Annotated in this window: 13 protein-coding genes; 7 read left to right on the top strand and 6 right to left on the bottom strand. The window is 72.8% G+C overall.

From position 1 onward, the window contains the following. The first annotated feature begins 53 nt into the window (after positions 1-53). Entirely contained in the window at positions 54-2,021 is a 1,968-nt protein-coding gene (locus IE195_RS23705) for a glycoside hydrolase family 31 protein (protein WP_191275434.1), read from the top strand. Here the strand turns inward: IE195_RS23705 and IE195_RS23700 are convergent. Further along, a complete protein-coding gene (locus tag IE195_RS23700) occupies positions 2,011-4,047 on the bottom strand; it encodes a beta-galactosidase (RefSeq protein WP_191275432.1) in 2,037 nt (678 codons plus the stop codon). The two genes, IE195_RS23705 and IE195_RS23700, sit on opposite strands and share 11 nt — an antisense overlap. Positions 4,048-4,095: 48 nt before the next feature. On the opposite strand from IE195_RS23700, the gene IE195_RS23695 reads away from it, so the two are divergent. From IE195_RS23695 to IE195_RS23685, 3 genes are all read left to right on the top strand, one after another. After that, complete coding sequence (locus tag IE195_RS23695) at positions 4,096-6,321, top strand: glycosyl hydrolase family 95 catalytic domain-containing protein (protein WP_191275430.1); 2,226 nt, start codon at positions 4,096-4,098, stop codon at positions 6,319-6,321. A 148-nt stretch (positions 6,322-6,469) separates the two neighbouring features. Beyond that, entirely contained in the window at positions 6,470-9,247 is a 2,778-nt protein-coding gene (locus tag IE195_RS23690; RefSeq protein ID WP_225942300.1) for a cellulose binding domain-containing protein, read from the top strand. Between the two features lie 205 nt (positions 9,248-9,452). Then, a complete protein-coding gene (locus tag IE195_RS23685; protein ID WP_225942301.1) occupies positions 9,453-9,620 on the top strand; it encodes a hypothetical protein in 168 nt (55 codons plus the stop codon). On the opposite strand, the gene IE195_RS23680 is transcribed toward IE195_RS23685, so the two are convergent. Genes IE195_RS23680 through IE195_RS23670 form a run of 3 tightly spaced genes read right to left on the bottom strand, consistent with a single transcriptional unit; the run spans position 9,610 to position 13,203 of the window. After that, on the bottom strand, positions 9,610-10,521 hold the full coding sequence (locus IE195_RS23680) for a carbohydrate ABC transporter permease (protein WP_191275426.1): 912 nt from the start codon (positions 10,519-10,521) through the stop codon (positions 9,610-9,612). The two genes, IE195_RS23685 and IE195_RS23680, sit on opposite strands and share 11 nt — an antisense overlap. Then, on the bottom strand, positions 10,518-11,549 hold the full coding sequence (locus tag IE195_RS23675; protein WP_191275424.1) for an ABC transporter permease: 1,032 nt from the start codon (positions 11,547-11,549) through the stop codon (positions 10,518-10,520). Before IE195_RS23675 ends, IE195_RS23680 begins: the two co-directional genes overlap by 4 nt. Further along, entirely contained in the window at positions 11,542-13,203 is a 1,662-nt protein-coding gene (locus tag IE195_RS23670; protein WP_191275422.1) for an extracellular solute-binding protein, read from the bottom strand. The genes IE195_RS23675 and IE195_RS23670 overlap by 8 nt, the downstream gene beginning before the upstream one ends. 201 nt (positions 13,204-13,404) lie before the next feature. Between IE195_RS23670 and IE195_RS23665 the strand changes: the two genes are divergently transcribed. The 3 genes from IE195_RS23665 (at position 13,405) to IE195_RS23655 (ending at position 19,624) form a co-directional block, all read left to right on the top strand. Beyond that, positions 13,405-16,251, top strand: coding sequence for a glycoside hydrolase family 3 protein (locus IE195_RS23665; protein WP_191275414.1), 2,847 nt, complete (start codon positions 13,405-13,407; stop codon positions 16,249-16,251). A gap of 144 nt (positions 16,252-16,395) precedes the next feature. Continuing rightward, positions 16,396-18,906, top strand: a complete 2,511-nt coding sequence (locus IE195_RS23660; protein WP_191275411.1) for a PEP/pyruvate-binding domain-containing protein — start codon at positions 16,396-16,398, stop codon at positions 18,904-18,906. A gap of 67 nt (positions 18,907-18,973) precedes the next feature. Beyond that, positions 18,974-19,624: a hypothetical protein gene (locus tag IE195_RS23655; protein ID WP_191275409.1), complete on the top strand. Its 651-nt coding sequence runs from the start codon at positions 18,974-18,976 to the stop codon at positions 19,622-19,624. Between the two features lie 107 nt (positions 19,625-19,731). Here IE195_RS23655 and xylA read toward each other — a convergent pair whose 3' ends face one another. Together xylA and IE195_RS23645 are read right to left on the bottom strand one after the other, a co-directional pair. Then, on the bottom strand, positions 19,732-20,889 hold the full coding sequence (gene xylA / locus IE195_RS23650; RefSeq protein ID WP_191275407.1) for a xylose isomerase: 1,158 nt from the start codon (positions 20,887-20,889) through the stop codon (positions 19,732-19,734). A 145-nt stretch (positions 20,890-21,034) separates the two neighbouring features. Then, entirely contained in the window at positions 21,035-21,202 is a 168-nt protein-coding gene (locus IE195_RS23645) for a DUF397 domain-containing protein (RefSeq protein ID WP_191275405.1), read from the bottom strand. Between the last annotated feature and the right edge of the window lie 576 nt (positions 21,203-21,778).

The following is a 21,778-nucleotide window of genomic DNA, read 5'->3' as shown; positions in this document are numbered from 1 at the left end:
GCCCGTTGTCGAAGCGCTTCGACACTCCTGCCACCCCTACAGGAAGGACCGACGTGTTCAACGAGATCGAGGACGGCTTCGAGTGGCGCGGCAGCCACCAGGTCCTACGCGCCCAGGCGTGGGGGACCGACGGCATCCGCGTCCGCTCCGCGCTGTCCAACATCCGCGAGGACCTGCCCGGCGCACTGACAGAACGCCCTCCGGGGGCGGCCGAGGTGCGTATCGGTGACACCGCCGTCCTGGTCAGCGGATCCCTCACCCTGGAGGTGAGCGCCGACGGCATGCTCCGCTTCACCCGCGGTGACACGGAGCTGCTCGCCGAGGAGCGCGCCCACTTCTGGTGGCCCGGCCCCCGCGTCTACACCTCCACCGGCAACGGCTACTACCGGATCGAACAGCGCTTCCGCGCCTACGAGGACGAGCGCATCCACGGCCTCGGCCAGCACACCCACGGGTTGTTCGACCAGAAGGGCGCGGTCATCGACCTCGTCCAGCGCAACGCCGAGGTCACCATCCCCTTCCTGGTCTCCTCCCGCGGCTACGGGATGCTCTGGAACAGCCCGGCCACCGGAAGGGTCGAGCTCGCCGACAACGGGACCCGCTGGGTGAGCGACAGCGCCCGCCAGATCGACTACTGGGTCACCACGGGCGACGGCCCCGCCGACATCCTGGCCCGCTACGCCGACGCGACCGGCCACCCCCCGATGCTGCCGGAGTTCGCCTCCGGCTTCTGGCAGTCCAAGCTCCGCTACCGCACCCAGGACGAGCTCATGGCGGTGGCCCGCGAGTACCGGCGCCGCGGCCTGCCGCTGTCGGTGATCGTCAGCGACTTCTTCCACTGGACCCACCTGGGCGACTGGAGGTTCGACCCCCGGGAGTGGCCCGACCCCGCGGCCATGGTGGCCGAACTCCGCGAGATGGGCGTGGAACTCATGGTGTCCGTGTGGCCCTCGGTGAGCCCGCTCAGCGAGAACCACGCCGAGATGCTCTCCAACGGCTACCTCGTCGCCACCGAACAAGGACCCCCCGTGCACGCGGACTGGGCCGACAAGGGGGTGGACTCCCAGGTGCAGGTCTCCTTCTACGACCCCACCAACCCCGAGGCGCGCGGGTACCTGTGGGAGCGGATCCGCCGCAACTACCACTCCCTGGGCATTCGGGTCTGGTGGCTCGACGCCTGCGAACCCGAGCTGAAACCGGGCCACCCGGAGAACCTGCGCTACCACGCCGGCCCCGGCACCGAGGTGGGCAACATCTACCCGCTCGAACACGCGCGCGCCTTCCACGAGGGGATGCTGGCCGCCGGCGAGGAGGAGGTGATCACCCTGTGCCGCTCGGCCTGGGCGGGCAGCCAGCGCCACGGCGCCGCCCTGTGGTCGGGCGACATCGCCCCCACGTTCGCCTCCCTGCGCGCCCAGGTCCGGGCCGGGCTCAACGTCGCCATGTCCGGCCTCCCCTGGTGGACGACGGACATCGGCGGTTTCCACGGCGGCGACCAGGACTCGCCCGAGTACCGCGAGCTGATGGTCCGCTGGTTCCAGTACGGGGTCTTCTGCCCGCTGGCGCGGCTGCACGGATACCGGGAACCGTTCTCGCACGACCTCTACCCGCAGATGTCCGGCGGCCCCAACGAGGTGTGGTCCTACGGCGAGGAGGTCTACGGGATCCTGCGCGAACTGCTGTTCCTGCGCGAGCGGCTGCGCCCCTACGTGATGGAGCAGATGCGCGCCGCCCACGAGCGGGGGCTGCCGCCCATGCGCCCGGTGTTCGTCGACTTCCCCGAGGACCCGAACACCTGGGGCGAGGGCGACCAGTTCCTCCTGGGCCCGGACGTGCTGGTCGCCCCGGTCACCGAGTACGGGGCCCGGACCAGGGACGTCTACCTGCCGGCGGGGGCGTCCTGGACCGACCCGTGGACGGGGCGCGTTCACCAGGGCGGCAGGGTGGTCACGATCGACGCGCCGCTGGACCGGGTCCCCGTACTGCTGAGGGAGGGGGCCGACCTCCCGATCACGGGCTGAGCCGGCCGTGCAGCACCGCCACGCCGCCGCCCCGCACCGTCAGGCCCTCGGCCGCCGCGTCGGTCAACAGGTCCACGGCCCCGGGGGCGAGCCCCAGCCCGGCCGGGTCGACCCGGTACGGGGCGTCGGCGTGGTTGAGCACGAAGACCCAGGTGAGGGACCCTTCGACGCGCCGCACCAGCTCCACGCCCGGGTCCGCCCCGAACGGGGACCCGGGCTCGGGCCGCAGGTCGGCGGCGGTGGCGTCCGGCCCGGCGCCCGCCGCCCCGACCCCGGCCAGCAGAGCGCCCAGGGCCGTGTCGTCCAACCGGACGGACAGGTACCAGGCGCTCCCCGCGCCCCGGCGGTTCCGGGTCAGGACGGGATCCCCGGCGTACGGGCCCGACCGGTGGACGGCCACCGCCTCGGCGCCGGTCGTACGGACCGCCTCCGTCCAGCCGCGGACCGGGCCGAGGCCGGTGTCGAACAGCTCGGTGTCCGGGGCGGGGCGCAGCTCCTCCACCCGGACACCGAGCAGGTCGCGCAGCGCACCCGGGTAGCCCCCGGTGCGCACGGTGCCCTGCGGGTCGGCGATACCGCTGAACGGGGTCACCACCAGGGTCCCGCCCCGCTCCACGTAGTCGGTCAGGTGTGCGGCGGCCCCGTCGGAGAGCAGGTAGAGCGAGGACACGACCAGCAGCGGCACCGGCGGCAGCGGCCGGTCGGGGCGGACGAGGTCCACCGTGCGGCCCGACCGCCACAGCACGCGGTGGACCTGCCGTACCGCGCTCAGGTGGTCGAGCCCGGAGTCGGGCAGCGAGGCCGCACCCATCGCCCACCAGGACTCCGGGTCCCAGGTCAGGGCGGCGTCGGCCGGAACGGGGGCCTCGGCCGCCCCGGCGACCCTGGGCAGCAGGGAACCGAGCTCGCACACCTCGCGGAAGATCCGCGAATCGGGACCGGCGTGCGGGACCATCCCCGCATGCCACTGCTCGGAGCCTCCCCGGGAGGCCCGCCACTGGAAGAACATGGCGCCCCGGGAGCCCCTCGCCACGTGGGACAGGCTGTGCCGGACGATCTCCCCGGGGGCCTTGGCGACGGTCCGTCCGGGGGTGTACACGACCCCCGCGGCCTGCTCCATCAGCAGCCAGGGGCTGCGCCCGCCGGGGACGCGGGCGGCGTAGGAACGGGCGAGGTCGGCGGCGAAGGCGGTCTGGGCCGCGGCCTCGGCACCGGTCCCGGACGGGTAGTCGTCCACGGCCACCAGGTCCACGTGTTCGGCCCACTTCCACGGGTCCACCGGGACCCAGTCGCCGAAGGCCAGGTTGGTGGTGACCGGGACGGCCGGGTTCGCCTCCCTGAGCACCCCGCGCTGGGCCAGGTAGTGGTCGAGCATCGCGTCCGACAGGAAGCGCCGGAAGTCCAGCACGTGGGCCGGGTTGGCCAGGTACTGGGTCGCGCGCGGGGTCCGGACCTGTTCCCAGTCGGAGTAGTGCTGCCCCCAGAACGCCGTCGTCCAGGCCCCGTTCAGTGCCGCCAGGTCACCGTGCCTCCCGCGGAGCCACTCCCGGAACGCCCGGTCGGCGTGGACGGAGTGCGACCACGTGCCGTACTCGTTGTGTACGTGCCACAGGCGCAGGGCCGGATGCGCGGAGTACCGCTCGGCGAGCGCCCGGACGATCCGCTCGCAGGCCGCCCGGTAGGCGGGCGCGGTCACGTCGTAGGTGTCCCGGCTGCCGTGGCTGAGGCGCACCCCCTCGGCGGTCACCGGCATGGCGTCGGGGTGGGCGGCGCTGAACCAGGGCGGCGGGGAGGCCGTGGGCGTGGCCAGGGCGACTCCTACTCCTGCCCCGGCCAGCCGGTCCATCTCGCGGTCCAGCCAACCGAAGTCGAACTCCCCCTCGCGGGGCTCCAGCAACGACCACGAGAAGACCCCGACCGTCACCAGGTTCACCCCGGCCCTGTGCATCAGTCCGATGTCCCGGGCACGCACCTCCTCCGGCCACTGCTCGGGGTTGTGGTCTCCGCCGAACCACAGCACGGACATGGCGCACGCTCCCTCGGACCCGCTTACACGACCCGGTAAGGATGCCCCGTGACACCGACCAGCGACAGCCCCCCGAACCGAACGATTCGCACCCGCTCGCCCGTCCGCGACTGGGAGGACGCTCTGATCAGCGGGAACGGCAGCCAGGGTGCGCTCGTGCACTCCGGGCCGGACCGGACCCGGCTCACCCTCTGCCACGAACGCCTCTTCCTGCCGGCCCGGGAGCCGCTGCCCGCACCGCGCACGGCCCCGATCCTGCCCGAGCTCCGCGCGCTCCTGGGCCGGGGCGAGTCCCGGGCGGCGGCCGAGCGGATCACCGCGCTGGCGGCGGGGGAGGGGTACCGGGGCACCCACTGGATCGACCCCCTGGTCGGGGCGGCGGAACTCGCCCTCACACCGGACCGCCCGGTCCCCGGCCCCCTCACCAGGTCCTGCGACCTGGACACCGGGGTGGTCACCGAGGAACTGCCGGACGGGACCCTCCACCGGGTGTTCGCCTCCCGGGCCGACGACGTCGTGGTCTGCGAGTTCCTCCGGGCCGGAGGGCTGGAGGGCAGACTCACGCTGGGGACGCTCCCCGAGGAGCCTCCGGTGCCGCTGTGGGCCCGGGCGGACGCCGGGACCGATCGGCTCTCGCTCACCGTGACCCTCCCGGACCGCCCGGCGGGCACCGCGCCCGGGTACACGGTGACCTGCGCGGTCACCTCCGAGGGCGGGACGGTCCGCCCCGACGGGGGCGGGCTCGCCGTGCGCGGCGTCCGCAGGCTCACCCTGGTGCTCCGGACGGAGGTGGCCGCCCCGGGCGCCGAACGGCCCCCGGCGCCCGCCGTCCTCCCGGGGAAGCGAACCGGCCCGCTGCTGGAGCGGCACCGGACCCTGCACGGGGAGCTCATGGGCCGGTTCCGCCTGCGCCTGGACGGCGCCGGCCCGGGCCACGGCCGCGGGGCCGACCCGGAGCGGATCGCCCGGCTGGTGGACGCGGGCCGGTACGCGGTCATCTCCGCCTGCGGTGACCTCCCGCCCACCCTCCAGGGGGTGTGGAGCGGAACCTACGATCCGCCCTGGCGCTCGGGGTACACCTTCGACGGCAACCTGCCCTCGGCCCTGGCCGGCCTGCACCCCACCGGCACCCCCGAGCTCATGCCCCCGCTGTTCGACCTGATGGACGCCTTCGCCGAGGACCTCCGGGAGAACGCCCGGCGCCTCTACGGGTGCGGGGGGATCCTCCTGCCCGCGCACGCCTCCACCAGCGGACGCCACAACCACTTCGGCCCCGAGTGGTGCCTGACCTGCTGGACCGCGGGAGCGGCCTGGGTCGCGCGCCTGTACTGGGACCACTACGCCTACACCCGGGACCGCGCCTTCCTGCGGGAGAGGGCTCTGCCGTTCCTCACCGAGGCGGCCGAGTTCCACGAGGACTTCCTCTGCGCGGACGGCTTCTCCCCCTCCTACTCACCGGAGAACACCCCGGCCGACGGGGACGGGCAGGCCTGCGTCAACGCGACCATGGACGTCGCCGCCGTCCGCGACCTGGCGCGCAACCTGGTGCGGGCGCACCGCGTCCTGGGGCTGCCCGGGGCCCGCAGGTGGGTCCGGCTGGCCGCCCGACTGCCCGGTTACCGGATCGGCCCCGACGGCTGCCTGGCCGAGTGGGCGGGGACGGCCGGGCCGGTGGCGCAGACCGACCGGCACGCGCACCGGCACGCCTCCCACCTGTATCCGCTCTGGTACGAGCGGGATCCGGCCTTCGCGGACCCGCGGCTGGCCGGGGCCGCGGCCCGGGCGGTACGCGCCCGCCTGGCCTGGTGGCGGGGGCAGGAGGCGGACGAGATGGCCTTCGGGCTGGTGCAGCTGGGGCTGGCCGCGGCGGCGCTGGGGATGTCCGAGGAGGCCTGCGAGGCGGTGTCCCTGCTGGCCGAACGGTACTGGCGGCCGACGATGGTGCCCACGCACAACCGGGGGCGGATCCTCAACGTGGACATCGGCGGGGGTTTCCCGGCGCTGGTGGCGGCGATGCTGCTGGGTTCGGCCGAGGGCAGGGTCGACGTCCTGCCGGCCCTGCCCCGGGAGTGGGCCTCGGGGTGCGCGGAGGGGCTGCGGGCGCGCGGGGGCGTGGTGGTGGACCGGCTGGAGTGGGGGCCGGACGGGGTCCTGGTGGACCTGCGGGCCACGGCTGACGGCCCGCTGCTGGTCCGTATGCCGGACGGCGACCGGAGGATTCGGCTGACGGCGGGTGGCACGGTGCGTCTGCGCGGGAAATTGCGGAACGGCTGAGCTCCGGTATCGAAGCGATTCGAAATAATCTCGGAAACCCCCGTTGACGTTCTGTCATCGCGAATACACACTGACAACCACAATTCCCGCCGGAGGCAGTCCCCCGTACGGGTCGGCGGGAGTACCCCCACACCGAGGAGCCCCGCTCATGCCCGGATCCAGGACATCCCCCGAACGACCATGGAAGCGCTCCCAGGATGCGAGGGGGCGAAGGGCGGCCACCGGCGCGGTCGCCGCCCTCTCCGCGGCCGCCGTCGCCGCGGCCCTCCTCGGTCCCGGAGGCGTCACGACCGCGGCCCCCGCCTCCGCCGAAGCCGCCGAAACCGACTACACCTGGGACAACGCCCAGATCGCCGGCGGCGGGTTCGTCCCCGGGATCGTCTTCAGCGAGACCGAACCCGACCTCGCCTACGCCCGCACCGACATCGGCGGCGCCTACCGCTGGGACCCCGGCACCGAACGCTGGCAGCCCATGCTCGACTGGATCGGCTGGGACGAGTGGGGGTGGACCGGCATCGTCAGCCTGGCCACCGACCCGGTCGACCCCGACCGCGTCTACGCCGCCGCGGGGACCTACACCAACGACTGGGACCCGAACAACGGGGCCATCCTGCGCTCCGACGACCGGGGTGAGACCTGGGAGGCCACCGAGCTGCCCTTCAAGCTCGGCGGCAACATGCCCGGCCGCGGCCTGGGCGAGCGCCTCATGGTCGACCCCAACGACAACAGCGTCGTGTACTTCGGCGCCCGCGGCGGCCACGGCCTGTGGCGCAGCACGGACCACGGCGCCACCTGGGCCGAGGTCGAGGAGTTCCCCAACCCCGGCGACTACGTCGAGGACCCCGACGACGAGTGGGGCGTGCACGACGACGTCACCGGGGTGACCTGGGTGGAGTTCGACCCGCGGACGGGCTCCGAGGGTTCGGTCACGCAGGACGTCTACGTGGGCGTCGCCGACCTGGAGAACACCGTCTACCGGAGCCGGGACGGCGGGCAGAGCTGGGAACCGGTCCCGGGGGCGCCCACGGGGCACCTGCCCGCCCACGGCGTGCTCGACCACGAGGGCGGACAGCTCTACGTGGCCACCACGTCCACCCCCGGACCCTACGACGGGGACTCCGGAGACCTGTGGCGCTACGACACCGCCGAGGAGGAGTGGACCAGGATCAGCCCGGTCCCCTCCGACTCCGAGGACAACTACTTCGGCTACGGCGGCCTGACCGTCGACCGGCAGAACCCGGACACCCTCATGGTCGCCACCCAGATCTCCTGGTGGCCGGACATCCAGATCTTCCGCAGCACCGACCGCGGCCGGACCTGGTCCCAGGCCTGGGATTACGGCGCCTACCCGGAGCGGGTGAACCGCTACGAGATGGACATCTCCACCGCGCCCTGGCTGGACTTCGGCGGCGGCGGCGAACCGCCCGAGACCCAGCCCAAACTCGGCTGGATGACCCAGGCCATGGCGATCGACCCGTTCGACTCCGACCGGTTCATGTACGGCACCGGGGCCACCGTCTACGGCAGCGACAACCTCACCAACTGGGACTCCGACACCACGTTCGACATCGAGGTGAAGGTCCACGGCCTGGAGGAGACCGCCATCCACGACCTGGCGAGCCTGCCCGGCGGCCCGCTGGTGTCGGTGATGGCCGACATCGGCGGCTTCACCCACCACGACCTCGACGAGGTCCCCGGCCGGATGCACCAGCAGCCCTACTGGGGCAACGGCACCAGCGTGGACTTCGCCGAACTCGAACCCTCGCTCGTGGTGCGCACCGGAGACGCCGAGGACGACGCCACCTCCCACATCGGGATCTCCGACGACGGCGGGGACAGCTGGTGGCAGGGCTCCGAACCCGGCGGGGTGACCGGCGGCGGGACCGTCGCCGTCGCCGCCGACGGCTCCTCGGTGCTCTGGAGCCCTGAGGGCGCCGGGGTGCACGTCTCCACCAGCCGGGGTTCGTCCTGGACCGCCTCGACCGGGGTCCCCGAGGGGGCGCGGGTGGAGGCCGACCGGGTCGACCCGGACGTGTTCTACGCCGTCGCCGACGGGGTCTTCCACACCAGCACCGACGGCGGGGCCACCTTCACCGCCTCCGGCTTCGACGGCCTGCCCGCGGAGGGCAACGTCCGCTTCGGCGCGGTTCCGGGCCACACCGGCGACGTGTGGGTCGCGGGCGGGGCCGAGGACGGCACCTACGGCATGTGGCGCACCACGGACGCCGGCGCCGCCTTCGAGCGGATCGGGGCCGTGGACGAGGGCGACGCGGTCGGCTTCGGCGCGCCGCCGCCCGGCGCGGACTACCCGGCCGTCTACACCAGCTCCCGGATCGACGGGGTCCGCGGGATCTTCCGTTCGGACGACGCGGGCGCCACCTGGGTCCGGGTCAACGACGACCGCAACCAGTGGGGCTGGACCGGGTCCGTGGTCACCGGTGACCCGGACGTCTACGGGCGGGTCTACGTCGGTACCAACGGCCGCGGCATCGTCTACGGCGACCCCGCGGAGGGGGACGGCGGGCCCGGCCCCGACCCGACCCCGTCGCCCTCGCCCACCGCGGACCCCGACCCCTCGCCCAGCCCTTCGCCGGAGCCCACCGCGGGTCCGGGCACGTGCGAGGTCGGTTACGACGTCGGCGCCACCTGGCCCGGCGGCTTCCGGGCCGACGTGGCGGTGACCAACACCGGCTCGGAGACCGTCGAGGGCTGGGAGCTGGCCTGGGACTTCACCGCGGGCGAGGAGGTGACCAGCCTCTGGAACGGTTCCCACACCCAGACGGGCAGCACCGTCACGGTGACCGGCTCCGAGTGGAACGGCCGGATCGCCCCGGGCGAGGCGGTGTCGGTGGGCTTCAACGGGTTCGTGGACGGCGAACCCGCCGTGCCCGAGGGGTTCACGCTGAACGGCCAGGCGTGCGACTGACCCGCTGACCTGGAGCATCCGGCACACGGGGCCGGGAACCGGACGCACGGTTCCCGGCCCTTGACGCGGCCCCGCCCGGAGGCAGGGGACTGTGGTCACCGGTGGCCCGGGAGTCCGCGGCAGCACCCGACGGCCGCGGGACCGTCCACGGCGGCCCGGCCCGAAACTCCCACGGCAACGGATGTACATCCGGCACCCTGGAGACATGAACGAGCCCCTGACGGCGACCGTGATCGAGCGGGCCGCCGAGGACGCATGGCTCAACCGCCTCGCCGACGAGTCGGAGCAGGAAGGGCGTGCGGATTCCGTCTCCTCGGAGGAGACGGCCCGTGAACTCGCCCGGGGCAGGGGGCCTGACGGCCTCAGCCCTTGACGGCGCCGATGATGACCCCCTTGGTGAAGTGCTTCTGGACCAGCGGGTAGACGAACGTGACCGGCACCAGGGCCACCACCACGATCGCCATCTGGATGGCCAGGTTCGGCGCGGAGGCGGTGCCCTGGACCGCCTCGCCCACCACCGAGCTGGAGCTGATCTGCTGCCCCTGCTGCACGTACTGGCGCAGCACCAGCTGCAGGGGCCACTTGGAGTTGTCGTTGATGTACAGGACCGCGTTGAAGAAGGCGTTCCAGTAGCCGACCGCGTAGAACAGGCCGATCACCGCGGTCACGCCCTTGGACATGGGCAGGACGAGCCTGGTCAGGATCGTCCACTCACCGGCCCCGTCCACCCGGGCGCTGTCGGAGATCTCCCCCGGCAGGTTCATGAAGAACGCGCGCATCACCACCAGGTTGAACGCGTTCACCGCCGTGGGCAGGATCAGCGACCAGTAGCTGTCGATCAGACCCAGGTCGCTGACCAGCAGGTACAGCGGGATCATGCCGGGGGCGAACAGGAAGGTCAGCAGCACGGCGAACAGGAGCGGCCGGTGCCACAGCGAGCCCGGCCGGGAGAGCCCGTAGGCGGCCAGGATGGTCGCGGCCAGGCTCACGGCCGTACCCACCAGGGTCACCCCCAGGCTCACCAGGACGGCGCGGGTGACCACGCCCCCGCTGAAGAGGTCGGCGTAGGCCTGGAACGAGATCCCGGCCGGGATCACCACCAGGCCGCCCGCCTCGTTCACCGCGGAGGCGGGCGACAGGCTGGTCAGGACCACGACGTACAGGGGCAGGACCACGACCGTCGCGATCGCGGCCAGGGTGGCGTTCTTCGTGAGCCGCGTCGGCAGGCCCGGGCGCTCCGCCCACACGGGGCGGTCCTTGAAGAGAGTGCTCATACTCGCCTGTAGATTCCGTTCTCACCCATCCGGTGGGCCGTCTTGTTGGCGATCAGGATGAGCACGAGGCCGATCAGGCCCTTGGTCAGGCCCGCCACCGCCCCCGCGCTGAAGTTCCCGGTGACCAGGGTCTGGTGGTAGATGAAGGTGTCGAGCACCTCGGACACACCGGAGCCGAAGGCGTCCCGCTGGAGGAAGAACTGCTCGAAGCCGACGTTGAGGATGTCGCCGAGCTTGAGGATGAGCAGCAGGACGATCACCGGGCGCAGCCCGGGCAGGGTGATGTGCCAGATGCGCCGCCACCGCCCCGCGCCGTCCACCGCGGCCGACTCGTAGAGGTTCGGGTTGATCGCGGCCAGGGCGGCCAGGAAGATGATCGTCCCCCAGCCGGCGTCCTTCCAGATCATCTGGGAGGTGACCACGAACAGGAACGCGTCCGGGTCGGACATGATCTCCAGGGGCGCGTGCCCGTTCTGGCGCAGCATCTGCGAGAACAGCCCGGCCCCGCCCAGGATCTGCTGGAACAGCGTCACCACCAGCACCCAGGAGAAGAAGTGCGGCATGTACACGATGCTCTGCAGCAGCAGTCGCAGCCGGGGGCTGAGCACGCTGTCGAGCAGGATGGCCAGCGCGATCGGGATGGGGAAGAAGAACACCAGCTGCACGGTGGCGATGGTCAGCGTGTTGCCGACCGCGTTCCAGAACCGGGGGTCGCCGAAGAGCCGCTCGAACTGGGCCAGCCCCACCCACGGGCTGCCGAGGACGCCGTCCCAGGGGTTGTAGTTCTGGAACGCGATGACGTTGCCCAGGGTCGGCGCGTAGTGGAAGACGGCCAGCAGCCCGATGGCAGGGAGGGTCATCAGCAGCAGCTGCCAGTCCCGGCGCAGTCTGGCCCCGAGGGAGGGGCGGTTCCCGGTCCCGGTCCGGGGCCGGGGCCGGGGGCGGCGCGCGGGTCGGCGGTCGTCCCGCCCGCCCCCGGGGGCCGGTGCCCCGAGGGTGGTCGCGGGCCCGCCGGAGCGGTCAGTCACGGCCGTGTTCCCGGAGGACCTCCAGGTAGAACTCCCGGCCCTCTTCGCCGCCGTCCCGGCGCCAGTCGTCGATGGCGGTGTCCAACGCGGACAGGTCCTCGCGGCCCCGGATGATGTCCTCCACCCGGTCGGTCAGCGGCAGTTCGGCGGCGGAGAAGCGGTCGGGCCGCTGGATGCGGATCCCCGCGAAGGGGTCGTCCTCGGCGTAGGCGATCGCGTCGTTGTACCAGGCGGTCTTCCAGGACACGAAGTCCGGGTACTGGCTCTCGGTGACGGCCGGCGGACGGCCGCTGATGAAGTAGTAGCCGTCGTTGACCTCGGAGTTGCCGAGGTCGGTGAGCTCGGGGGCGCCGTGCTCGTTGCGCTCGTGGTGCACGCCCTCCTCCCCGTACCGGTAGTCCATGTACTCCTGGGTGCCGAAGGGCGCCGCGCAGAAGTTCACGATGGCGAGGATCTCCTCGATCTGCTCCGGTTCCATGCCCTTGCGGACGAACACCGACTGGCTGGACGGGTCGTTGCGGTGCAGCACCGGGTCGCCGCCGTCGTGGCCCAGGGCCGGCAGCAGGTCCAGACGGAAGTCGGGGTTGTCTCCGAGGATCTGGCCGTAGGCCTCGTGCCAGGCGCCGAGGCCGTCCTGGTTGAAGAGGATCTGGCCGGAGTTGAGCAGCTCCTTGGCGTTGTCGCCCTGGGCCACCAGGTCGGGGTGCACGAGTCCGGCGTCGAAGACGCGCCGCATGAACTCCACGCTGGCGCGCCACTCCTCGGTCTCGAACATGTGGACCAGTTCGCCGTTCTCGTACCGCCACTGCTTGGGGGCGCCGAAGATCTGCCGGGCGGTCAGGCTGATGTCGCCGAAGGCCCAGCGGTTGTTGTCGGGGTCGTTGACCTCCTTCCCGAGTTCGAAGAGCTCCTCGGAGTCGGCGGGGACCGCGAGCCCGTACTCCTCCAGGAGGTCGCGCCGGTACAGGATCCAGTTGCTGAAGGGTTCGGAGGGCCAGGGGATCCCCTGGAGCTGCTCGTTGAAGACGTTGGCGCGCCAGGCGTCGCTGTCCAGGTTGGCCAGCAGCGGGTAGGCCAGCGCCGCGTCCCCGGCCAGGTAGGGGGTCAGGTCCTCGAAGAGTTCTCCGACGGCCCGGTTGAACTGGGGGATCAGGTTGATCACCCAGTCCGGGAACATCGTGATGTCGGCGACGTCGCGCCCGGCGACGACGGCGTTCATCTTGTCGATGATCGTGTTCCCGTCCTGGAAGTTGAACTCGACCGTGGCGCCGATCCGCTCGTTGACGTGGTCGTAGAAGGAGTTGTTGCCGAGCCCGGGCGGCACCGGGCCCCACATGGGGGTCATCGCCGTGTAGTGGCCGCCCGAGCCCCGCACGTCCGCGGCGGCCCGGACGAAGCTGTCGGGGTAGGCGGTGAAACCGTCGGGGGCGCCCGCGACCCCCGGGATGTCGGGGACGACCGCCTCGAAGGGCTGGAAGGTGGGGATCAGGTCGTTCAGGTCGGTGGCGGCGGAGGCCGAACCCCCGCCGCCGGTCTCGCCGGCCCCGCCGGAGCAGCCGGAGAGCATGCCGGCGGAGAGTGCGGTGGCGCCGGTGGCGCCCATCAGACTGAGGAAGCGACGGCGGCTCGGGGCCGGAGTCGGGGGGAGTGACATCACGGTCGTTCCTTTGGTCGGCCGGGTCGCCAACGCCCGGGGGTAGGAAACGCTAGGCCATTTTGCTATGAATTGACTTGGCCGATTAGAGAGTCAAATTACTGCAACGTGATCTAGCACACAAGGCCTCTGTGGTCCAAAGTCGAAGCGGTTCGATTTTGGTACGACGCGGCTCGGTCCCGACTGGGAGAAACGCCCCTGATGAGCACCACGAACCCCACCCGACAGACCACCGAGGACCGAGTCGAGGACCTGATCCGGAGCCTGACCCCCGAGGAACGGCTGGGTCTGCTCCACCAGTACCAGGCCCCCGTCGAACGGCTGGGCCTCGCCGCGTTCCGGACCGGCACCGAGGCGCTCCACGGCCTGGCCTGGCTCGGTGAGGCCACGGTCTTCCCCCAGGCCGTCGGCCTGGCCGCGAGCTGGGACCCGGCACTGCTCCGCCGGGTCGGCGAGGCCACCGCCACCGAACTCCTGGCCGTCCGCCGCCGGGACCCCCGGGCCGGGCGCAACGTGTGGGCCCCGGTGACCAACCCGCTCAGGGACCCCAGGTGGGGGCGGAACGAGGAGGGCTACTCCGAGGACCCGTGGCTCACCGGGCTCCTGGCCGCCGCCTACGCCAGGGGCCTGGCCGGGGACGGGCCGCGTCCGCGCACAGCACCCACGGTCAAGCACTTCCTCGGCTACAACAACGAGACCGACCGCTGCACCACCTCCAGCGACCTGCCGCCCCGGGTCCTGCGCGAATACGAGCTCCCCGCCCACCTGCCCGCCCTCAGCCAGGGCGCCGCACTCGCGGTCATGCCCTCCTACAACCTGGTCAACGGCAGACCGGCGCACCTGAGCCCGCTCATCAACCGGGTGCTGCGCCGTGCCGCCCCCGGACGGATCCTCGTGGTCAGCGACGCCCACGCGCCCGCGAACCTCTTCGGGCTCCAGGGGTTCCACCCCGACGGGCCCACCGCCTACGCGCACGCCCTGCGCGCCGGTCTGGACAGCTTCACCCAGGACGACGACCGCCCCGAGGCCACCCTCGCCCACCTGCGGGAGGCACTCGACCGCGGGCTGGTCAGCCAGGAGGACGTCGACGAGGCGGCCCGCAACGTGCTCTCCGTCCGGGTCCGCCTCGGCGAGTTCGACCCCGAGCCCCACCACGAGCAGGTCCCGGAGGAGGTCGTGAACTGCCCCGGGCACCGGTCCCTGGCCAGGGAGGCCGCCACCCGCTCACTCACCCTGCTCCGCAACGACGGCCTCCTGCCACTGCGGGCACCGCTGCGGATCGCCGTGATCGGACAGCTCGGCGACACCGTCCTGGAGGACTGGTACAGCGGAACCCTCCCCTACGCCGTCACCGCGCGCCAGGGCCTGGCCGAGCACTGCGAGGTGGAGTTCGTCGAGGGCACCGACCGGATCACCCTGGAGACCGGCCAGGGCCGGGTGGTCCTCGGCGCCGACGGGCGGCTCCGCCTTGACGGGGCCCCGCACGGGCAGGGGGAGGCGCCTCCGGGTGAGGACGCCGACCTGTCCGGGCTCTTCGACCTCCTCGACTGGGGCGGCGGGGCGCACGCCCTGCGCTCGGCGGCCAACGGGCTCCACGTGGACGAGGCCCCCGGCGACGCCCTGGCCTGCACCGCGCCGGGGCCGGGCACCTGGGAGGTCCGGCAGACCTTCCTGCTGACCCGGTCGGCGGACGGGGTCCGGCTCACCCAGGTGCACACCGGCCGTCACGTCACCGTCGCGGAGGACGGCGCCCTCCGGCTCGGCCCGGAGGGCGCCGAGGGCACCTTCTTCCGGGTCGGGGGACTGGGGTCGGGGGCCCGGGCGGCGGCGAAGGCGGCGGCCCGGGCCGATGCCGCGGTGGTGGTCGCGGGCGACCACCCCATGGTCAACGGCCGGGAGACGCAGGACCGCACCGACCTGGACCTGCCCGCCGCGCAGGAGCGGGTGCTGCGGGCCGTGCACGAGGCGAACCCGGACACCGCCCTCGTCCTGTGCAGCGGGTATCCGTACGCCGTGAACTGGGCGGACGCCCACATCCCGGCAATCGTGTGGTCGGCGCACGGCGGCCAGGAGTACGGGCGGGCGCTGGCCGACGTCCTGCTGGGCCGGGCCGAGCCCGCGGGGCGCCTCACCCAGACCTGGTACCGGGACACCGCAGACCTCCCGGACCTGCTGGAGTACGACGTCATCGGCGCGGGCGCAACCTACCTGTACTTCGGAGGGACCCCGCTCTACCCCTTCGGGCACGGCCTCGGTTACGCGACGGTCGAGTACGGCCGGGCCCGGGTACGGGTCCGTGACGACAGGGTCACCGTCGAGGTACCCGTCACCAACACCGGCGACCGCACCGCAGAGGAGGTCGTGCAGGTCTACACCCGGCAGACGGACTCCCGGGTGCGACAGCCCTTCCGGACCCTGCGGGGCTTCGCCCGGCTGCGGATCGGCGCGGGGCGGACCGAGATCGCCTCGGTCTCCTTCGAGGTGGACCGACTGGCGGTCTGGGACACCATCGGGGACCGTTTCGTGGTCGAGGAGGCGCCCCGGGAGGTCCTGGTGGGGCGCTCGGCGTCGGACGTGGTCGCCACCGTGCCCCTGGACGTCCCGGGGGAGCCGATCCAGCCCCGGGACGCCTTCACCGCCTGGTCGGCGGACCGCTACGACGAGGCTCACGGGGTCCGGCTGTGCCCCGTCACCCCGGAGCCCGGGCCCGTGGAGCCGGACGCACCCGAAACCGCGGTCCCGGGGGACGCGGTGCGCGCCAGGACCGACGGCGCGTGGGTGTCCTACCGGGACGTGGACCTGGGGGACGGCGCCGCCGAACTCCGGGTGGGAGCCAACGCGCCCCGGGCGGCCACCGTCCTGTTGCGCCTGGGCGACCCGGTCACCGGTGCGGTCCTCGCGCAGGTGCCGGTCCCCGCAGGCGACGGCGTCCACGACTTCACCGAGGTCCGCACCCCGGTCCGCGGCGCCTCCGGGGTGTGCGACCTGTACCTGGTCCTGGAGGACGCCGACACCGCGGTCTCCGAGCTGGTCCTCGGCGCCCCCTGAACCGACCGGAGCCTCCGGCCCCGCCCCGACGGGTCCCGCTCTCCCCTTCCGCCGCTCCGGGGCGCGCGGACCCCTGTCCGTACCCGCCTTCCGGGATGCAGGATGGTCCGTGTGCCACGGAGTGACGAGCGAGAGCGGGAACCTGTGCGGGTACTGACACTGGACCGGATCGACCCGGACCTGACCGGCCTGGTCGGGGGCAAGGCCGCCGGTCTCGCTGCGGCGGTCCGGGCGGGAGAACGGGTGCCGCCGGGGTTCTGCGTCACCACCGAGGCCCACCGTTCGGGCGAGGTACCGAGGGACGAGGTGGCGGCGGCCTACGAGGCGCTCGGCGGCGGCCCGGTCGCGGTGCGCTCCAGCGCCACCGCCGAGGACCTGCCCGACGCCTCCTTCGCCGGGCAGCAGGACACCTACCTGAACGTGGAGGGGGTGGACGACCTGGTCGGAGCGGTGCGCCGCTGCTGGGACTCCCTCCGGACCGACCGCGCCGCCGCCTACCGCCGGGACCGCGGGATCGACGACCGGTCCGTCCGCATGGCGGTGGTCGTGCAGCGCATGGTCGACCCCCGGGCGGCCGGAGTGCTCTTCACCGCCAACCCGGTCACCGGCACCCGCGGGGAGACGGTTCTGGACGCGGTCCCCGGCCTCGGTACCGCAGTCGTCGACGGTACGGCCGAACCCGACCGCTACCTGGTGCGGCCGGACGGGAGCACCGACGGCCCCGCCGACGGCTGCCTGCGCCCGGAGGAGGTGGCGGCCCTCCACGCCCTGGGGCGGCGGCTCCAGGGCCTCTTCGGTGCGCCCCAGGACGTCGAGTGGGCCGTCGACCGGGACGGGACCCCCTGGGTCCTGCAGTCCCGGGCGGTCACCACGCTCTTCCCGCTGCCACCGGCCCGCGCGGACGGGCCCGGGGTCTATCTGGAGGGCGGTCACATGCAGGGCATGCTCAGGCCCTTCACCCCGTTGGGCTTCGCCGCGCTCATCGAGGTGTCCCGGGACTGGTTCGCCGCCTTCACGGCGGGTGAGGGGCCGGGGCCGGAGTCGTGGATGGTGAACGTGGGCGGGCGGCTCTACCTGGACCTGACCGGCCTGGTCCGGGACCGCAGGACACGTGACAGCCTGCCCGGGGCCCTGGCCCTCTACGGCCCCGGGGCCGGCCGTGCGGTCCGGGGCCTCCTGCGGGACCCGCGGTTCGCTCCGCGGCCGGGGCGCCCCCTCCGGGCCGGGGCGGTCCTGCGCGGTGTGCGGGCGGCGGCGCCACTGCTGGCGGGCTTCGCCGCGGACGCCGCCCTCGCCCTCTGGAACCCGGCCCGGACCAGGGAAAGGGTGTTCGGCCTCGGGGAACGGGCACGGCTCGGCGCGAAGCGCACACCGGAGTGGGTGGTGACGGCCCGGGACCGGCTGGAGTACGCCCGGCACCTCCAGGACCCGGTGATGTCCGGGCAGATGATCGCCATGCTGGGTCCCCTGTACGCGGGCCTGGTGGCGGCGAAGCTGCCCGAGCACCTGCTCAGCGGGGTCGCGGAGCCGTCGGAGGTCGCGGTGGTCCTCGGCGGGATGCCGTACAACGTCACCACCGGGATGGACCTGGAGCTGTGGCGGCTGGCGGAAGGCGCCCGGGAGCACCGGGAGCTGCTGACGCGGACGCCGCCGGAGGAACTGGCCGAACGCCACCTGGCCGGGGACCTGCCGGACATCGGGCTCACCGGCTTCCTGGACCGGTACGGGCACCGGAGCGCCGCCGAGATCGACATGGGCGTGCCCCGGTGGGCCGAGAACCCGGCACCGGTGTTCTCCGCGATCGCCAACTACCTCCGGGTGGACGACCCGGAACAGTCGCCCGAACGACGGTTCGGGGCGGCGGCCGAGCGGGCCGTCCGGATGCGGGACGAACTCGTGCGCAGGCTCGCCCGGACCAGCCCGCTGCGCGCCCGGCTGACCGCCTTCCTGCTCGATCGGGCGCGCGAGCTGTCGGGGCTGCGGGAGTACCCCAAGTTCGTCTGGCTGTACGCGCTGGCCGAGGTGCGCCGTCAGATGCTGTCGGTGGGCGGGGAACTGGTCGCGCTGGGCCGGCTCGACCGGGCCGAGGACGTGGTCTTCCTGGACTTCGACGAGGTCGGTGAGCTGCTGGACGGGGCCGAACTCCGGGCCCTGGTGGCGGAGCGCAGGGCCGAGTACCGGCGTGAGCTCGGCCGCCGCAGGGTGCCGCCGCTCCTGCTCTCGGACGGCACCGACCTGGAGGCGGCCCTGCCCGCGCTCCCCCCGGCCGAGGGCCCTGATGGGGAGCTGACGGGTGTCGCGGCCTCCCCCGGGACCGCCACCGGGGTGGCGCGGGTGGTGCGTGATCCGGCGGGCGCCTCGCTGGCACCCGGGGAGATCCTCGTCGCGCCGACCACCGACCCCGGATGGACCCCGTTGTTCATGACCGCGGGAGGGCTGGTGGTGGAGACCGGGTCGACGGTGGCGCACGGCCCCACGGTCGCCCGCGAGTACGGCATCCCCTGCGTGATCTGTGTTCCCGGGGTGACCGAACTGGTCCGCGACGGCCAGACGGTCACCGTCGACGGGTCCGCGGGCACGGTCCGGGTGGAGGAGCCGGGGGAGTCGGGGGAGTCGGGGGAGTCGGGGGAGCAGGAGGGAACCGGGAGCCCCTGAGCCGAGTCATAGGGGGACCATACGGCGGTCTCGTATGGGTAACGGATAACCCGGGTAGAGGGCGGACATGAACGAGCAAACGACACACCCCCGGTCCGCTCACCGACATCCCAGGGCCCTGTTCGGTCGGATGCAGGTCTACGCGCAGAACAACCCGCGTCCCTACGCCGTCAGGGCCCTCCTCGTCCTCCTCTCCCTGGCCGTGCTCCCGCCGCTGGTGCTCTCCGTGATCCTGTTCGACGACTGGTCGGTCCTCATGCCGGTCCTCGTCGGGGCCGCGGTCCCCGTGGTGGTCATGGGCGTCCTCATGGTCCTGCTCATGCCGTGGTTCATCCGCCGCACGCTGGGCGCGTGGACCCTGCCCCCGGACACCGAACCGGGGCACCTCCTGGAGGCCAAGCGCCAGCTGCGCCGGGGCGGACTCCACGGGGACGAGGACGTCAACCGGATCGCGCGCGTGGTAGCGGCCCAGGCCGAGATCAAGATCAACTCACCGCGGACCATCAACGTCCTGGGCCTGGTCGCGGCCCTGCTCTTCGGCTCCCTCACCGCCCTGACCTACCGGCTCTCGGGGCCGGGCCTCGACTTCTGGTTCCAGGCGGGCATCACGCTGGTCTTCCTGTCGTACCCGCTCCTCCTCGGCCCGTGGGCCAAGCGCTACCGCCAGCGCGCCCGTGACTTCGCCAAGCTCTACGACGCCCGGCGACAGAAGGACTGACCGCCGCCCCGGCACCCCGGGAGGCCGGCGCGCCTCCCGGACGCGGAGGCCCCGCCCCGGGCGCACCGGCATGCGGCCCGGGGCGGGGGACCGGAAGGGGCCCGGGATCAGCGGGTGCCGAGCAGGTGCTCCAGGGCGAGCTGGTCCAGCCGCTCGAAGTGGTAACCCCGCCGGCCGGCCGTTTCCAGGTCCAGTTCCTCCCTGAGCAGGTCCGCGACGCTCTCGCCCGGGGAGAGGGTGGGTTCGGCCAGCTCGGGGACCCGGGCCTCGGCCAGGGCGGTGGCCACCGCGGGGTCGGCCCGGAAGGCGGCGGCCCTGTCCCGGAGGATCAGGTAGTTGCGCATGCAGCCCGCCGCGGACTCCCAGACCCCGGACATGTCCTCGGTCCGGGGCGGTTTGAAGTCGAAGTGCCGGGGGCCCTCGTAGCCGGACCGCTCCAACAGGTCGACCAGGAAGAACGCCTCCTTGACGTCACCGGCGCCGAAGCGCAGGTCCTGGTCGTACTTGACGCCGCGCTGGCCGTTGAGGTCGATGTGGAAGAGCTTGCCCGCCCACAGGGCCTGGGCGACGCCGTGCGCGAAGTTGAGCCCGGCCATCTGCTCGTGCCCGACCTCCGGGTTGACGCCCACCATCTCGGGGTGCTCGAGCTCGTTGATGAAGGCCAGGGCGTGGCCGACGGTGGGCAGCAGTACGTCGCCGCGCGGCTCGTTGGGTTTGGGCTCGATCGCGAAGCGCAGGTCGTAGCCCTGCTCCAGGACGTAGGAGCACAGCAGGTCGAAGGCTTCGCGCAGCCGGTCCAGGGCGGCGTGGTCGTCCTTGCCCGCCTCGGTCTCGGCGCCGTCCTGGCCGCCCCAGCACACGTAGGTCCTCGCCCCGAGGGAGACCGCGAGGTCGATGTTGCGGATGACCTTGCGCAGGGCGTACCGGCGCACGTCGCGGCTGTTGGAGGTGAAGCCGCCGTCGCGGAAGACGGGGTGGGTGAACAGGTTGGTGGTGACCATCGGCACCGCCATACCGGTCTCGTCCAGCACGCCGCGGAAGCGCTGGAGGATCCTGTCGCGTTCGGAGGGCGAACTGCCGGGCGGGACGAGGTCGTCGTCGTGGAAGGTGACGCCGTACGCGCCGAGGTCGGCGAGGCGGCGGACCGCGTCGACCGGATCGAGAGGGGGGCGGACGGGGTCGCCGAAGGTGTTGACGCCTCGCCAGCCCACGGTCCACAGGCCGAAGGTGAAGCGGTCCTCGGGGGTGGGCCGGTAGTCGGTCATACGCGCTCCTGGAGGGTGGGTCCGTGGACGGTGCCGGACCCGATTAGTTTGTCTAGAGACACAACTAATTGTCAACGGACGCGGCGGAGCGGGAGGGGTTTCGGGTGGGCGTGCGGAAGGCCCTGGTCTTCTGAACAGGGCCTTCTCAGATGCCGGATTGCCTGCGGATGGTCTCCAGGAGCGCCGACCACTCGGAGGAGGGGAACACCAGGTGCCCGAGGTTCCTGCTCCGGGTGTCGCGGATGGCGGCCACGACGGGCAGGTCGGCGACCTCTACGCAGTCGCTCTGATGTTGTTTCGGCGTGGTTGGCACCTGGGGTCCGGGTTTTGTCGCTGGCCTGGGGGTCCGACAGGTGTGGGGGCGTCCCCGTTTCCGGCCGCGTGATGGTGGCCGTCCTTGCTTCGCTCCGGGCGCTCCACCCTGACCCGCTTCGCCACGACGGCGGATCGGCGGCTGTCAGGAAACGGGGGGTGTGTGGTCGGGGCGGTCAGGGGCCGAGCCCCTTCCCGGGGTCTGACGGCTTCGGAGGACCGGCAGCGGGGGGCGGGGTGCGGGCGGACGCTGAGGGGGCGGTCCCAGGTTCGCGGTGCCCGAAACCGGTCCAGCAGGGTGTCCGCTGCTTCCGAAACCGCCCCAACCCCGGTGATCTTGCTACCAGGGGCGATTTCGGCGCCGAAGTTGCCCCTGGTAGCAAGATCACCGTGAAAAAGGGGACCTGATCCCGGGCGGAAATCAGGTCACTGCTCTCGAAGTGGTGGGTTTCGTCGGGGTACACGCGGTCGGTGTGCTGCTGATCGTGTTCGCTGTCGTCAGCGCCAAGCGGGCCGGGAAACGCGACAGGAACTAGGTTTCCCCGGGCGGCGACTGTCCGGGGCCCGGCCCCTGCTC

Origin of the sequence: Nocardiopsis terrae (assembly GCF_014651695.1) — a bacterium.
GTDB classification, from domain to species: domain Bacteria; phylum Actinomycetota; class Actinomycetes; order Streptosporangiales; family Streptosporangiaceae; genus Nocardiopsis; species Nocardiopsis terrae.
Note: the sequence above shows the minus strand (reverse complement) of the source record. Positions and strands in the feature narration are given on the sequence as shown.

Excerpts from the sequence above, each read along its gene's own strand:
- IE195_RS23700 (WP_191275432.1), bottom strand. The coding sequence starts at position 4,047 with ATGTCCGTGCTGTGGTTCGGCGGAGACCACAACCCCGAGCAGTGGCCG.
- IE195_RS23690 (WP_225942300.1), top strand. The coding sequence starts at position 6,470 with ATGCCCGGATCCAGGACATCCCCCGAACGACCATGGAAGCGCTCCCAG.
- IE195_RS23685 (WP_225942301.1), top strand. The coding sequence starts at position 9,453 with ATGAACGAGCCCCTGACGGCGACCGTGATCGAGCGGGCCGCCGAGGAC.
- IE195_RS23680 (WP_191275426.1), bottom strand. The coding sequence starts at position 10,521 with ATGAGCACTCTCTTCAAGGACCGCCCCGTGTGGGCGGAGCGCCCGGGC.
- IE195_RS23670 (WP_191275422.1), bottom strand. The coding sequence starts at position 13,203 with ATGTCACTCCCCCCGACTCCGGCCCCGAGCCGCCGTCGCTTCCTCAGT.
- IE195_RS23665 (WP_191275414.1), top strand. The coding sequence starts at position 13,405 with ATGAGCACCACGAACCCCACCCGACAGACCACCGAGGACCGAGTCGAG.
- IE195_RS23655 (WP_191275409.1), top strand. The coding sequence starts at position 18,974 with ATGAACGAGCAAACGACACACCCCCGGTCCGCTCACCGACATCCCAGG.
- xylA (WP_191275407.1), bottom strand. The coding sequence starts at position 20,889 with ATGACCGACTACCGGCCCACCCCCGAGGACCGCTTCACCTTCGGCCTG.